At 61.8% G+C, this 12,924-nt stretch carries 11 protein-coding genes; 9 read left to right on the top strand and 2 right to left on the bottom strand.

Translation table 11 applies throughout. The annotated features are described in order from the left end of the window. Window positions 1-106: 106 nt before the first annotated feature. From ACVJ19_RS01885 to ACVJ19_RS01865, 5 genes are read left to right on the top strand one after another with little or no spacing between them, the layout of a single operon-like run. The gene (locus ACVJ19_RS01885; protein ID WP_011084477.1) at window positions 107-934 is read left to right on the top strand and encodes a Wadjet anti-phage system protein JetA family protein; all 828 of its coding nucleotides are present in this window, start codon (window positions 107-109) and stop codon (window positions 932-934) included. After that, complete coding sequence (locus ACVJ19_RS01880; RefSeq protein WP_038968076.1) at window positions 858-1,523, top strand: Wadjet anti-phage system protein JetA family protein; 666 nt, start codon at window positions 858-860, stop codon at window positions 1,521-1,523. Before ACVJ19_RS01885 ends, ACVJ19_RS01880 begins: the two co-directional genes overlap by 77 nt. Continuing rightward, entirely contained in the window at window positions 1,513-2,100 is a 588-nt protein-coding gene (locus tag ACVJ19_RS01875) for a DUF4194 domain-containing protein (protein ID WP_453947818.1), read from the top strand. Before ACVJ19_RS01880 ends, ACVJ19_RS01875 begins: the two co-directional genes overlap by 11 nt. Window positions 2,101-2,150: 50 nt before the next feature. Continuing rightward, complete coding sequence (locus ACVJ19_RS01870; RefSeq protein ID WP_018647893.1) at window positions 2,151-5,651, top strand: SbcC/MukB-like Walker B domain-containing protein; 3,501 nt, start codon at window positions 2,151-2,153, stop codon at window positions 5,649-5,651. Continuing rightward, complete coding sequence (locus ACVJ19_RS01865) at window positions 5,648-6,853, top strand: Wadjet anti-phage system protein JetD domain-containing protein (RefSeq protein ID WP_011084481.1); 1,206 nt, start codon at window positions 5,648-5,650, stop codon at window positions 6,851-6,853. The genes ACVJ19_RS01870 and ACVJ19_RS01865 overlap by 4 nt, the downstream gene beginning before the upstream one ends. On the opposite strand, the gene ACVJ19_RS01860 is transcribed toward ACVJ19_RS01865, so the two are convergent. Together ACVJ19_RS01860 and ACVJ19_RS01855 are read right to left on the bottom strand one after the other, a co-directional pair. Continuing rightward, window positions 6,840-7,715: an ImmA/IrrE family metallo-endopeptidase gene (locus tag ACVJ19_RS01860; RefSeq protein WP_011084482.1), complete on the bottom strand. Its 876-nt coding sequence runs from the start codon at window positions 7,713-7,715 to the stop codon at window positions 6,840-6,842. The genes ACVJ19_RS01865 and ACVJ19_RS01860 overlap by 14 nt on opposite strands. Before the next feature lie 2 nt (window positions 7,716-7,717). Beyond that, window positions 7,718-8,044, bottom strand: coding sequence for a helix-turn-helix domain-containing protein (locus tag ACVJ19_RS01855; RefSeq protein WP_011084483.1), 327 nt, complete (start codon window positions 8,042-8,044; stop codon window positions 7,718-7,720). A 144-nt stretch (window positions 8,045-8,188) separates the two neighbouring features. On the opposite strand from ACVJ19_RS01855, the gene ACVJ19_RS01850 reads away from it, so the two are divergent. The 4 genes from ACVJ19_RS01850 to ACVJ19_RS01835 all read left to right on the top strand — a co-directional run bounded on the left by ACVJ19_RS01850 (window position 8,189) and on the right by ACVJ19_RS01835 (window position 12,742). Continuing rightward, the gene (locus ACVJ19_RS01850; protein WP_340671997.1) at window positions 8,189-9,325 is read left to right on the top strand and encodes an adenylate/guanylate cyclase domain-containing protein; all 1,137 of its coding nucleotides are present in this window, start codon (window positions 8,189-8,191) and stop codon (window positions 9,323-9,325) included. After that, window positions 9,312-10,793: an adenylate/guanylate cyclase domain-containing protein gene (locus tag ACVJ19_RS01845; RefSeq protein WP_453947816.1), complete on the top strand. Its 1,482-nt coding sequence runs from the start codon at window positions 9,312-9,314 to the stop codon at window positions 10,791-10,793. The genes ACVJ19_RS01850 and ACVJ19_RS01845 overlap by 14 nt, the downstream gene beginning before the upstream one ends. Window positions 10,794-10,880: 87 nt before the next feature. Continuing rightward, window positions 10,881-11,567 (top strand): E2 domain-containing protein, encoded by a 687-nt coding sequence (locus ACVJ19_RS01840; RefSeq protein ID WP_223153752.1) that lies wholly within the window; start codon window positions 10,881-10,883, stop codon window positions 11,565-11,567. Next, complete coding sequence (locus tag ACVJ19_RS01835; protein WP_011084487.1) at window positions 11,564-12,742, top strand: DUF1488 family protein; 1,179 nt, start codon at window positions 11,564-11,566, stop codon at window positions 12,740-12,742. Before ACVJ19_RS01840 ends, ACVJ19_RS01835 begins: the two co-directional genes overlap by 4 nt. Window positions 12,743-12,924 lie beyond the last annotated feature (182 nt).

Genomic DNA, 12,924 nt, shown 5'->3' with positions numbered 1-12,924 from the left:
GAGTCTCCTCGTGGAGGAAAACGAACAGAACGCTCTGAAAATCCTCAGTTTTTCCTTGCGGTTGCGCAGTCGCCGCGGTTCAATCCGCGAGCCGAGGGCTGCTTAGATGAAGCTGTTTGGTTATCTTCCGGAGACCCTTTTCAAGCCCTTGTCCGGGCCGAAGAAGCACGTCTATTCGCGCCTGCTAATGCGCCTTTATGAGCGGGTCTATTCCGCGCGCATTCTCGAGACGCCGCTTAGGGAAGAGATCGTTAAGCAGATCGAGATCGGGCTCTCCGAGTTCGGCATCGGATCGATGGGCGACCTCTCGGAAGGCGATCCTGAAGAGGATCAGACCACAAGCCAAGCCCATTACCTAGCCTATTATCGATTGCGCGATACCGGTTGGCTCACGGAGGAAACCGAAAAATGGCGAACCTACGTGGACATGAACCCGGACGCGTTCATGGTCCTCGGGGCGATCTCCGACTTCGGCAACAGCCGCGTCCGCGTCGCAGGCGCGGTGGTCGACGTCAAGAACAACCTGGAGGCCGCGCACCGTGAACCGGAAACGATGGCCCAAGGCTTGGCCAATGCACACGACACGGCATTGCGGTTTGCCCGCAGCATGCGTCGCATCTTGGCCGGAATGCGCGAGATCGAGGACCGCATTTTGGGGAATCCGAACGCGGCGGCCATCCTCCGTACGTTCTTCCAGGACTTCGTCGACGGCCTCCTGATAGCCGACTACAAGCAGCTCAAGACGTCCAACAATCCGTACCGTCATCGCCGCACGATCGCGACGCTCGCCGGCGACATGCTCGCGGATGCCAATCAGCTTGGCAAAATCGCGCGCGCCTTACATCGAGCAGGGTGTCATGGGCGCAGGCTCCACGGTTGCCACGGCAGAGGAACGCGTCGTCGCCGAGCTCGAGAAGATCAAGAGCGTCTTTGAGGACGTCGGCCCCTTCATGGACAAGATCGAAGATTTCCGCGACCGTCTCGAACGCCGCATCCGCACCACCGTCCACTACATGGACGTCATGGGAGAGGGATCCGCTGAGCGGATCGTCCGGCTGATCGAGCAACTCTCGAAGATCGGGCGCGATGAAGTGGAGATCCGTCTTGGGTCGCCGGATGTGGGCCTGCCGATCACATCGCTTGCGCTGTACACGCCACCGCCTCCGAAGGCACCACCGGAGCGGACGCGCTTCAAGGTGCCGAAGCAGGATCCATATCTGCGCGCCTATGTCGAGGCCACGACCGAATTCGACCGGATGGTGCGCGTGTCCGACCAGAGGCTGCTCGAGTTCGCCCGGCGGCAGATGCAGGGCCGCGATGCCGTGTCGTCCGCGGAGATCGAGATCGAGAGCATTCCGGACCTCTTCGCCTACCGGGCGCTCCCGAACCTGGCTGCGGTCGGCCGCTCTGTGCGACTTGGCGAATTCACGATCAGGCTCGACGAGGGGCGCACCGCCAACGACTGGATCGACGTGACCGCCTTCCGGATCGAAAGAACGAGGACCACGGCCGATGCTGCGTGATCTTTCTAAACTCATCGACGACGCGGACTCCGAGGGACACGACGGCGACCAGTTGCAGAAGGAACTGCGGCAGGCGGCACAGTCGCTTTGGCGCGCGCAGTTCATCTATGAGAACGACTGGGGCATGAAGACCTCCTACGAAGTGCTCCGTCGCCACATGGGGTATTTCGAGAATCTGTTCGATGCGCTCGGGTACCGGGTCGTGGGCAGGCCGAACGACGGCTACGTCGGCCTGGTGGCGAACGAGCTGCCCCCTCGTCAGAGCATGAAGCTCGATGAGAGCCTTCTGCTTCTGGTGCTGCGGCTCCACTACGAAGAGGCGTTCACGCGGTTCGAGGCCAAGGAATTCGGCGAGGTTGAGGTCGAGAGCGAGCAGATCCTGCAGATCTACGAAGATCGCACGCATCGCGAGCGTCCGAATTTCGGAAGGGTGAAGGAAATCCTGGCCGGCTTCCGCCAGCGCGGCCTTGTCCGAATCGAGGATCGGGACGACAGGAACTTCACTCTGTTCCTGCGGCCCGCCCTGCCGATCGTGGTCTCCAAGGATACGCTAGGATCCCTCGAAGAGTTCGTGTAGCGCTCCATCCCGGCGACGGCAAAGACCGACGCCGCGAGCGAGGTGCAGGCGTGATCGAACTTCGTCGCATCATCCTGATCGATTGGTACTTGTTCCGGGCGCAGCAGGTCGATTTGCGCGGCATGACCGCCATCATCGGTCCGAACGGTGCGGGTAAATCGGCGATCATCGACGCCGTCCAGACAGTGCTCTCGGGCGCAAGTATGGCCAGCATCCGCTTCAATCCGAGCGCCCAGAGCAATGTCAGGAGCAAGCGGACTCTCCGCGACTACTGCCTCGGCGTTGTCTCGCTCGACGAGAAGGGCGAGCGTTCGGAGCCGACGCGACAGCATGCCTACACCTACATCATCCTGGTCTTCGAGGATCTGGCCGATGGCTCGGCGGTGAGCCTGGGCGTGGCTTTTTCGGCTTCGGCTTCGAGAAGCGACGAGTCCTGCGAGGCGCGCTTCATCGCCAAGGGCGCCATGGCAAAGGACGACATACTCGCGGCGGTCGGCGACGACGAGGTCGAGACACTGCAGTGGCACGCCGTACGCACCGCGTTGCGAGCGCGACATATCGAGGTCGACGATGCGTTCTCAAGCGCTACCGACTTCGTGGCGGAATCGCTCAGAGCTCTATCGCCGGCAGGGTTTCCGCTCGATCCACGGCGCTTCCAGAAGGCATTCCGGAACGCGCTGCTGCTGAAGCCGGTGGACAATCCTACGGATTTCGTCCGGAACTACGTCCTCGACGTTCAGCCTCTCCAGGTCGACAGACTTCGGCTCGGAATCGAACACTGGCGGTCATTGACCCGTCGCATCGAGGAGTTGAGGGCCCAGAGCGCCAGCCTAGCCGGAATCCTTCGCATCGTCGGCCGTGCCGTGGAAAACGAGAAGGTTATCGCAACCAATAGCTGGCAGATCGCGCGCCTGGAATGGGAGAAGTTCTGCCGGGAAGCCAGGCGGCAGGAAGAGGTCATCGCGCAGTTTCGGAGCGTGGCAGGTAAGGCAGAGGTCGAGGCGGCCGCGGCCGCGGCCCGACATGCCGCGCTCGAGGCCGAGCATAAGACCGTCGAGCTGTCGATCAGGACCAGCGACGCCGAACAGCTTGCCCAGATGTACGAGTCGGACAAGGCCGCAGCGCTGAGCCAGCGTGCCAACGCCATGGCGCCGCTCAAGGACATCGAAGGCCTTATCGCGTCGATCAAGAAGGCCGTCGAACTCAATCTGCTGGTTCGTCGTGACGATCTCCTGCATGCGCTGCTGAGCGCGGTCGTAGTCGCTCGGGGAAGGGCGCCACTTTCCGAATGGGACAAGACACTGCCGGGCGACTGGAAAGATAGCGCTTCGCATCTCGACGCGGCGCTGGGCGCCGTGGACCAGGAGAGACTTGCGGCGGTCCGGAAGTCGTTCTCGGACGCTCATTTCACGGCCCGCGTCGCGACCAAGGACCTTCAGGATCGCATCGACCAGATCGACAGCAATCTGAAACGGATGGACCAAGGGCTCAGCCCTATCGAGCGTGGCACCCGGAATCTGATAGATCAGCTTCGTTCGCATGGCATCGAGGCCGAGCCGCTGTGCGATCTGGTGGAAATCCGCGACGACAAATGGCGGATGGCGGCCGAGGCCGTCCTGGGGCGCTCCCGTGAGGCGCTGATCGTCGAGCCCAGTCGGGCCGTCCGAGCCCTGGAGATCTACCGGCAAGGCGGCGAATATTCGTTCCAACACGCCGAAGTCATCAACACGACGAAGACCGACGGTACGCGCCCCGCCGAGAAGGGGTCGTTGGCGCAGATCATCAGCACGGAAAACCGGCATGCCCGGGCTTTCCTCAATTATAGGCTGGGCCGGCTGATGATGGTAGAGACCATGGACAGGATGGTCGCCGCCGAGAACGCCATCACGCCTGACCGGATGATGCAAGGTGGCCGTACGGTTCGAAGGCTTCCCAAACCTGAACACCTCAAGCTCGGGCGTGCCACACAGGGGCAAATGCGTCAGCAGCTCGAGACCGAGCGAAAAGACCTCACGATGCAGCTCGCTGAGCGGGCGCGCGAGGTTGGCCTACTGGAAGAAGAAGCACGGCTGTTCGAGGACATGTTTGCCCGCTTCCAGAAGACGATCGAAGCTGGCCTGACCTGCTCCGAATGCGGAGCCGACTTGGCTGCTTTCGACCGCAAGCTCGCCGAGATCGGCAAAAACATCGAGGATGCCAAGCGGAATCGCGACCCCAAGCTCGTTGCCGATCTGGAGCGTCTCGCGGGTGAAGTGGTGACGGCGGGCCGTAGGAAATTGGAGACGCAGAAGGCCTTTGACGCCGCGAAGAGCGCGCGAGATAAGGCCGAGGGCGCGTACGATGACTACATGCAAAAGAATAGCACCACCGCGCGTGGAGCTCGACGGGACCGTGCACGTCAGATGCGTCAAGATTTCCCGCAATCGACGGCGATGCGTGACTACCGTCCGGAAGTCGCCAGAATGGCGACGGAAGCGATACCGAACCTCATCGACGGGCTGACCGCGGACAGAGAGACTCGCTCTACGACAAGGCGATCCAGCCTGATGCGCGAAATGACCAACGCGATGAACAAGCACGGTCAGGATTTCCATGTCGTGCCGTCGTTCACCGCTGAAGAGGCAACGCCGACGGCAGTAGAGCAGTGGGCGGCGACCGAAAAGGAGCGGCTCGATGGGCACGAGCTAGTCCAGTATGAGGAGCAGTGCCGGAACGCCGCGACCGAGATGACCTCGGCCTTCCGAGACGATCTCCTTCATCGGCTGGATGACGCCTTCATGGGCATTCGAAACACCCTGAAGGAGCTCAATCGCCATCTGGAAGATCGCCAGTTCCACGGGCGGGACTACTACTCGTTCAAAGCGCTCGATGCGCCAACTCATGTCGACATGATCGAGCTCGTCGAAGAATCCCGAAAGCCTGAATTCAACCTGCCGCTCTTCGGCGACCGGAGCGGGGACGCGAATTCCCCGATGATGCGCGCGGTCCGCCAGATCGAGGAGATACTGTCGAATCCAGAGGCGCGGACGGAGGATATCGAGGACCCGCGCAAGTATTTCAATTTCGAGCTCTACATCAAGGATGCCCAGGGTACGATCCGGTCGTCTCTGACGAGCCGCGCGGGCACTGGATCCGGAGGCGAAGGCCAGTTGCCGTTCTACATCGCCATCGGTGCCTCGTTGGCCGCCACATACCAGAACCGGCGAACCGGGGAGAGCGGACTGTCTCTCGCGATCTTCGACGAAGCATTTAATCGGCTGGATACGAAGGCGATCGGCCAGTGCTCGGACTTCATGCGGGCCCTGGGACTCCAAGTCGTGTTGGCCACACCCGACGAAAAGCGTCACGTGTTCATGGAAGTGGTCGACACCGTCGTAAACGTGAATCGGCTGGGCAACCAGGTGATGATCGACACCGAATTCTTGACCGAGAAGGCTCGCGACGCGATCGTTGCTATCGACCCCTACCGCAAGGGCTTCGACGTGTTCAAGTCCGAGCGGATCGCGGCCGAGAAGGCCGAGGCTATCCCGCGGGACCAGGCCGCTGAATGACCGACGTTCGGATGACAGATGCCGGCGTCGAACTGCTCGAACGGCTGCTGGAGCGGAGCGAGCGCAACCCTTATCGCTCGTGGTCAGCTTCTGCAGCTCCAGACTATGACCGGCTTTCGACCGCGCAGCAAATGAGCCGCTTCCATGATCAGATCACCGCGGCCGAAAGGTTCGGTTCTGTCGAGGTGAAATGGGGCAAGAGGGACCAGGGCCATCTGATCGAGCGCGTCGTCGTCCGCGACGCTGAGCTGCTCGCCAGGCATCTCGGCCGCCCGACTGCTCCGGCGACCGCGCAGCGCGTCAGGGACGAATTGCTTCCGGTCGCGGCGACCGGAGAACCGTGGGTCATCACCTTGTTGGACGACATGACGGCTAGGTGGGCCCGCAGCGAGGCGGCTTATCGCCTGACGGCCGGCCAAGTCGATGCAGCCAAGGAGTTCTTCAGCTTGCTGGCGTCCATCTCGCGAGAGGAGGCCAGAGGGCTGGACGCGCGCACCTTCTCTAAAAAGGCGACGAACGACACCAAGGCCTTCGATAGGCACGCTTCGCGGCTTGCCGCGGTTCTCGGTGTCCGGATCGGGCAGCCGGGCGCGGCTGCCGATGTTGTCTGGACGCACATCGGACTCGAGCGGTTCAGCCATCCCATTCATTTGAGGGGGCCTGTCGCCGTTGGGGAGGCTGACGGTCGCCTGGTCGATGGCCGGGCAAGGCCGTTCGCGTCCATTCATCCGGAGATGCTGCAGCAACTCTCGGTCTTGGAGCGTCCGACGACGATCCTAACGATCGAGAACTATGCGAGCTTCAATCGGCAAGTCCGGGAGATCGAGGACGGCAGCCTGATCGTGTATACCGGCGGCTTCCCGGCGGCTGGAGTCGTCGAATTTCTGGCAAAGGTTCTTACGGCAGTGGCGGCCGAGGTGCCGTTCCTTCATTGGGGCGACGTAGACGCCGGCGGCGTGCGAATTTTCAGGTACCTTGAGGAAAACCTGCCGCGTGGGCCGCGACCGCACCTGATGACTAAGGATCTGGCCGAGAAATCGGGCCAGCCGGCGGATGCGGATCCGAGCTTGGCCTCGATCGCAAGGTCCGACAGCGCGCTGCGCGAGTTGGCGGATTGGCTTGCGTTCGGATCGGATGTGCGCCACTTGGAGCAGGAGGCGCTGGATCCGGAGCGCCCATGGGCCGACGTCACCGCCTCATGAATCGTTCGTACGTGTCCTCAAGGGGCGTTCCTTCAGACCACGATTTTGGCTCCGCATCTGCCAGATGGAGCAACGTGTAGGCGGTGTCGTACTTCTCGCTCCGGAACGAATGCTCTTTGACGCGTTGATTGAACCACACTCCGGCAGCGTGATCGACGCCGCTCCGGACTTCCGGCGTGAACTGCTGCTGCGCGACGGCGGATCCGGCTGGAAGCTCCACAGGGCCCCGGCTTGTGCGGATGAAGTTGCCGCTCTTGAAGGCCGCGTCGCTAGACCACGCCCAATTGACGTACCCGTCGATGGAGTTGACAAATACCGCTCGCCTCTCCGTGTACCTGAGCCATCGCAGGACCGCGGCGACCAATGAAACTTCGTAGCGCGTCGCGCAGTTGCCGATCGCGTCGAAGTCTGGCTTGTCTCTCGGCGCGATCTGCTTGCGGAAATCGTCCAACGGCATCAACAGCCATGAGGCGAACTCGTTCGCCTCGCGCTCGACTTCGATCTTCGTTCGGCCATCCACATCGGCTTCGCTTGAATGGATGCCGTTCGGATATTTCTTCCTGTGGAGCAGGAAATGGCCGAATTCATGGGCGATAGTGAACCTTCGCCTTCCCGGCGACTGTCCCTTGCCGTAAGCGATGCCCCAGCGAGTTCTGGATTCGGCTGGGACGAGAGCGCCAGCGAATCCCTCGAGGTCTTCTTCTTCTACCTTCACGATAGGATCGCCGGGAAACATCTGGGCGGTCGTTTCCATGGCGAGCCGGCCGACGTCGAAGCGGTAACGGTTGGGCGGGTTGGCCAGGTTCAACATCTGGTTGAAGTGGTTCGCCCACCTCTGCAGTCCCCAGCCCTCGGAGTTCATGGCTATTTATCCAATGCCTTTGCCAATCGGCGGAGCTGAGCGCGGGCCTCTGGCGACATGGCTTCGTATTCCCGAAAGAATGCCTTGTCCTCGGCCGTTTCCAAATTCTCGGTGGGATCCCCGCCAAGAAGATAGTCGACGGTGACGTTCAAAGCTTTCGCCAAGCCTGCAAGTTTCTCCCCGGAGGGGCGGGGGAGGTCGCGGTTCTCCAGTTCCCAAAGGTAAGATTTGCTCAGACCTGCCTGAGGCGCGAGCTGATCTAACGTCAGTTTTGCCTTCTTCCTCAATGTCTTAATGCGATCTCTGAGCGTCTCAGCCACGCGGTGCACCTTCGCTTTCGCATGTTCGGAGTAGCACCATATCCTGTCCTTGACTGGCAGCAAAGAGTTTTGTATGTTCGGAGTAGACGTACTTAATGTGGCGCGAAAGCAAATCAGATTTTTAGCCTTCCCGCCCAACCTGGAACCTGGACGATGGGCTTCGCCGCCAATGTCACGCGAGAGATCGACCGGTTTCTCCAGCAGTCCTGCCCGCAGCCGGATTTGATCCTGAGCGCGCTGGAGCGCACGGGCCTTTGCTCGGTCCGAGATTACGTGCCGGAGGAGCGTGTATGCGGACGCGGCGATCGGGTCGGCGGGTGCTGGCTGGTGCTCTCCGGGCGTGTCGAGGTCCGTTCTGACGAGCAGAACGTCGCTTTCAGGGATGCCGGAGAACTCATCGGCGAGCAGGGGCTCCTTCATTTCCTCTCCGGGAGGGCTGCCAGCCGCACCGCCGCCATCAAGGCCGTCGGGCCCGTGCGGCTGCTGTGCATCGACGCGTCATTTCAGGAAAAGCTGCGGGACGACGAGAAGGTCGCGTGGATGCAGACGTTGGCGGTGGTCATCAACGACAAGCTCGAGCAGGCCACGCGTGCTCGCTCCGAGCTTCGCGGCTTGGCGACGGAACGAGAGCTGCTGCTTCGCCGGTTCGCCGACGGTGACGCGCTCGGTCTCGTCAAGATGGCCGCTGGCGGGGAGGCGCCGCCGGTGCAGAGCCGTCGGGCCATCGTCTATTTCAGCGATCTCGCCAACTTCAGCACCTGGGCCGCAGATAAGCAGCCGATCCAGGTGGCGCGACATCTGCGCGAGCTCGCCAAGATTCAGATCGATGCAATCCGCGATGCCGGTGGCCAGATCGACAAGTTGATGGGTGACGGATTGATGGGCTTCTGGTTCATCGACACGACCGATCGCGAGCGCGCCGAACCGTTGGCTGTGATGCGGTGCTCGACCCTCATCGCCGAGAAGTGCAGCAGCTACTTCGCCGAACATGAACTCGACCTTGCGATCCGCATCGGGCTGCACTGCGGAGACGTGGCGTTCGGCGATTTCGGCGCCGACAACAGGATCGCGGTTACGCTGTTGGGAGCCGCCGTGAACATCGCCGCGCGCTATGAGCAGGCCAAGTCCGCTGAGCTCGGTGGCATCCGCGTGAGCCCTGAATTGCGCGAGCTCATGATCGGATCAGGCGCGAAGCCCGACGGTTTCCGCAAGCCGGTACAGGTGGAAGTGAAGCACGGCGTCTCGCTCGACGTCTATTCGATCAAGGAGTCAGCAGATGTCATGGAATGAAGATCGCGCGAAATCCCGCATTCGCGAGCACGTCAAAACGGTGCCAGCAGTCGACCGCCATGTGGTCCTCGACAGCGCTATTGTGGAGAAGCGCGGGATGCTGAGCCGCATGCCGCTGAGCCAAGCGTTCCTTGTCGAAGGCGCGCATGTGTACGGCGAGCTTTTGAATTTCGAGACTCTGGTCGCCGATCGGGGCCGGGAAACCGAAGCGGCACACCGCCGGCTCCTGGCCTTCTTGCACATGCACTACCGCGTGTGGGATTCGCTTGTCGATGGGGACGATGGCGATCGGGTGGATTACCACGGCGCTCGACTGCACGCCGTCATCACGTCGCCGGCTGGCGACCCGGCCGCTCAGATAGAGCGTGCTGTAGCGCTCGCTCGGAAGCTCACCGAGGCCGCGCAACGGGTTGGTCAAGCCCATGGTTTCCCGTCGCGCATTCGTTTAGGCATCGACCATGGAAAGTGCCTGGCGATGACCACCGGCCGTGGGGCCCATGAGAAGGACACGCTGTTTCTCGGGCGTCCCGCAAATCATGCAGCTAAGCTCGTGGCGGCGGGAACCGAGCAGGGCATCTTTCTGACCGAGACGGCTCAGAAGCGGGTCGCGGCGGGAGCCGTGCGAAAGTCTGCTGGCGTGATGACGCTGGACGAGGCCTACGTTCAGGGGGCGGTGAGGAAGTACGGCTTCGACAGCCTCGACCGGACTGCGTCTGCGGTCGCTCTCGATTCCGCGGAGCCGATGTTTCGGTTCAAGCGTCCGGCGTTGCCGCTGTCCACAGTCAAGTTCAGCGAACTCGCGCCGGCGAATTCGGTCCGCATGGGCATGGCGTCGATCTTTGCGGACATCGATGGGTTCACCAATTTCGTCGACCAGGCAATCCACGGCGGATCCGACAAGATCCGTGAAGCTGTAAAGGTGGTGCACGTGATCAGGGAAGAGCTCAACGCCGTGCTCAAGGAGGACTTCGGCGGCAAGCGCGTGCGCTTCATCGGCGACTGCATTCACGGCTGCGTGGCGGAAGGCGAGCGCGCTGATGACCCGGCAAAGACAGTGCGGCGGGCCGCGTTGTGTGCCGCTGCGATGAGATCGTCCTTCGACCTCTGCTTGGGGATCGTCGGATCGGGAGCTGCAATCGATCTCGCGGTCGGCATCGAGTACGGGCAGACGCCAATGACGCGCCTAGGATCTCGAGGTGACGAGAGCGTGCGCTGCGCAGCGAGCAAGGCGACGATCGAGGCGGAGCGGACGCAGCAGGCCATTGAACACGGCGGAGTTCGCCTCGGCACGGTCGCGTCGAGCGTGGCGGATCAGGCAGTCCGCAAGCACTTCTCGTCCGGCCGGTTGATGTCGTTCGATTCGGCGTCCGATCTGCTTTGGACCGCGCAGGCGCCGGCCGTGCAGATCTTGCGGAATGAACCTGCAGCACGCCCGCATGCGGCACCGAAGAAGCCTTTTCGGGGCTGATTGGCGCAGAGCATGTCCCTGGTCGCGCTCGCTCGCTGCTGTCCGACGTGGGCGGATTTCCGCCCCGTCCATGCGTTTGAGGCGCAGGTGGACGTCGTCGCAACGCGTAGCAGTGGTGCGTTTACCAGGGTCTTCGAGCTAAGGGTCGTGCAGGTTGCAGACCAGATCGCGGTATTTGAGCGGCCAGTGGGCGGCACTTTGCCGGCCTGCTGCCCGGAGCGTCATATCAATCCCGACGGCTCCTTTTGCATCGGACTACGTGCGGGAGACGGCATAACGGGGGCCAGCGCCACTGCTTGGTGGGAAAAGCTGCACGTGTTCATTCTGTGCCAGGAGACCGCAGCAGAAGCCGGATTCTGGCCTGGCGAAGCGCAGCTATCTCACGGTGAAGCCGCCGAGATAGAACTCGCCGCCGAGCGTGCCGCCGACCAGCTCGGGCTACAGTCAGTCTACCGCGAAGCTGTCGCGTTCGGATCGGGACCAATCGCGTCCGGGCTCGCCAAGATCAACCAGAAGACCGGAATGCTGCGGAACGGACGAAGCGCATGTATCTGCGGTCGTACCGATCGGCACCGGCGACCTCTTCTTCGAAGAGAGTGCCATCGTTGTGGTCAGGGCTGTCCGGTCGTGCTCGAGCACTGGAGGCGCATCAAGGTCGCCGAATATTGGCGCGGGCTTCGCGGCCAAGCGTGCTGTGGTACCATGCGCGAATGTCCGTTGAAAAAGGCCGGACCGACTGATGGTACTGCGATCAGCCGAGGAACGGGAGCGTGATCAAGTTCGCCGAACTGACCACGACGGAAGCGGTGAGCACCGCAGAAGCTATTGAGACCCTTCGGCCGTTGCCTTGGGCGAGATTGCTCCTCAACCGGATCGAAGATGGCGGTGGTTTAACCACGGAAAATATGTCCGCGCTGTTCGAGGCGCGCTTCGGACAGGCGCTGCATGACTGCGGCATCACTCCGGTATACGAATATGCGGCGGGGGTCGGTGAGACTAGCGTTGATTTCGCCTGCGGAGTTTGGAACGTCGAACTTCTCTCGTTCGACGAGACAGACGCGGCGAAGGCCGCCTCCTGGGAGGAAGGATCGACCTTCGGCAAGTCGCTCTCTTCGCCTGCGCCGCCAACGGCTGACGAGGCTCAGCTCGACGAGGCGGAGCGGCAGCGCCGAAGTGATCTGCGGAAGCAAAGTCCCGAAGGAGAGACACTGAAGGGGATCGAGAGGATCGTCGGCAAAGCGCAGAATGACGGGCAGCCGTCCAAGTTCCCCGCGCCAGACGGCGCGAGGCGATCAATGCTGGTCGTTGATGCTCGGACTTTCGGACAGATTGATCGTTGGGATTGCCGGCAGATAGCCTATGGTGCGGACGCCGTGCCTGAATGGGCGAGGTATCGATGGATCGCCGATGACGGGCGAGAATTTCCAATTGCCGGCGCGTTTGATGCGCGCAACCGGATGCGGGGTGCGCGGCTCTTTCGAGAGCGAGTCCACTTCCTTGGTATCGTTTCCGAGGAAACCTACGAACGCGAAGAGCTGCAGTATTTCATTCGCTTCTATCACAACCCCGCGCTGTTCGCATCGAAGGAGGATGCGCTCGCAGCATTGCGAACTTTTCCGCTATTCCAGCCGGAAAAGACACGTGCTCGTCGTCCGGATCTGTTTGTCCACGAAGCCTTCGAGGCGCAGGGAGCGACGGTTCAGTTTGGCGTTGTGACCGACGGGAGGATTGTCATCTGCAGAGTCCACGGCGACACTCTTGAAGATATCGAAGAGCGCGGTCTTCGGCCTGGCTCCGAGGAGATGGTTCAAGCATTTGATCGACACAAGGACCTGCTTCGCCGGCTTGCGCTGGAGAAGGCTAAGCGAGATCTGGTCGAACGCGATGGCACCATTTTTCTGGTACCCAGGGATTTGAGCTTGCTTCCGGTCCGGGCGCCGCGCGCTTAAAATCGAGTCACTCCTAAAGCTTAAAGCTAGGGATCGAGTCACTCTTACCGGGGACTTGAGCTACGCGCACAGCGACCGCCAGGCGCATTTGACGCTGCGCAAAGTCAAAAAGACCCCCCTTGACTCCTTCGCGCTCGCGCCTGGTCGTCAGAAAAAATCAGTCGAAATAACCGTGCAGCATC

The organism is Bradyrhizobium sp. USDA 376, from assembly GCF_054063675.1.
Note: the sequence above shows the minus strand (reverse complement) of the source record. Positions and strands in the feature narration are given on the sequence as shown.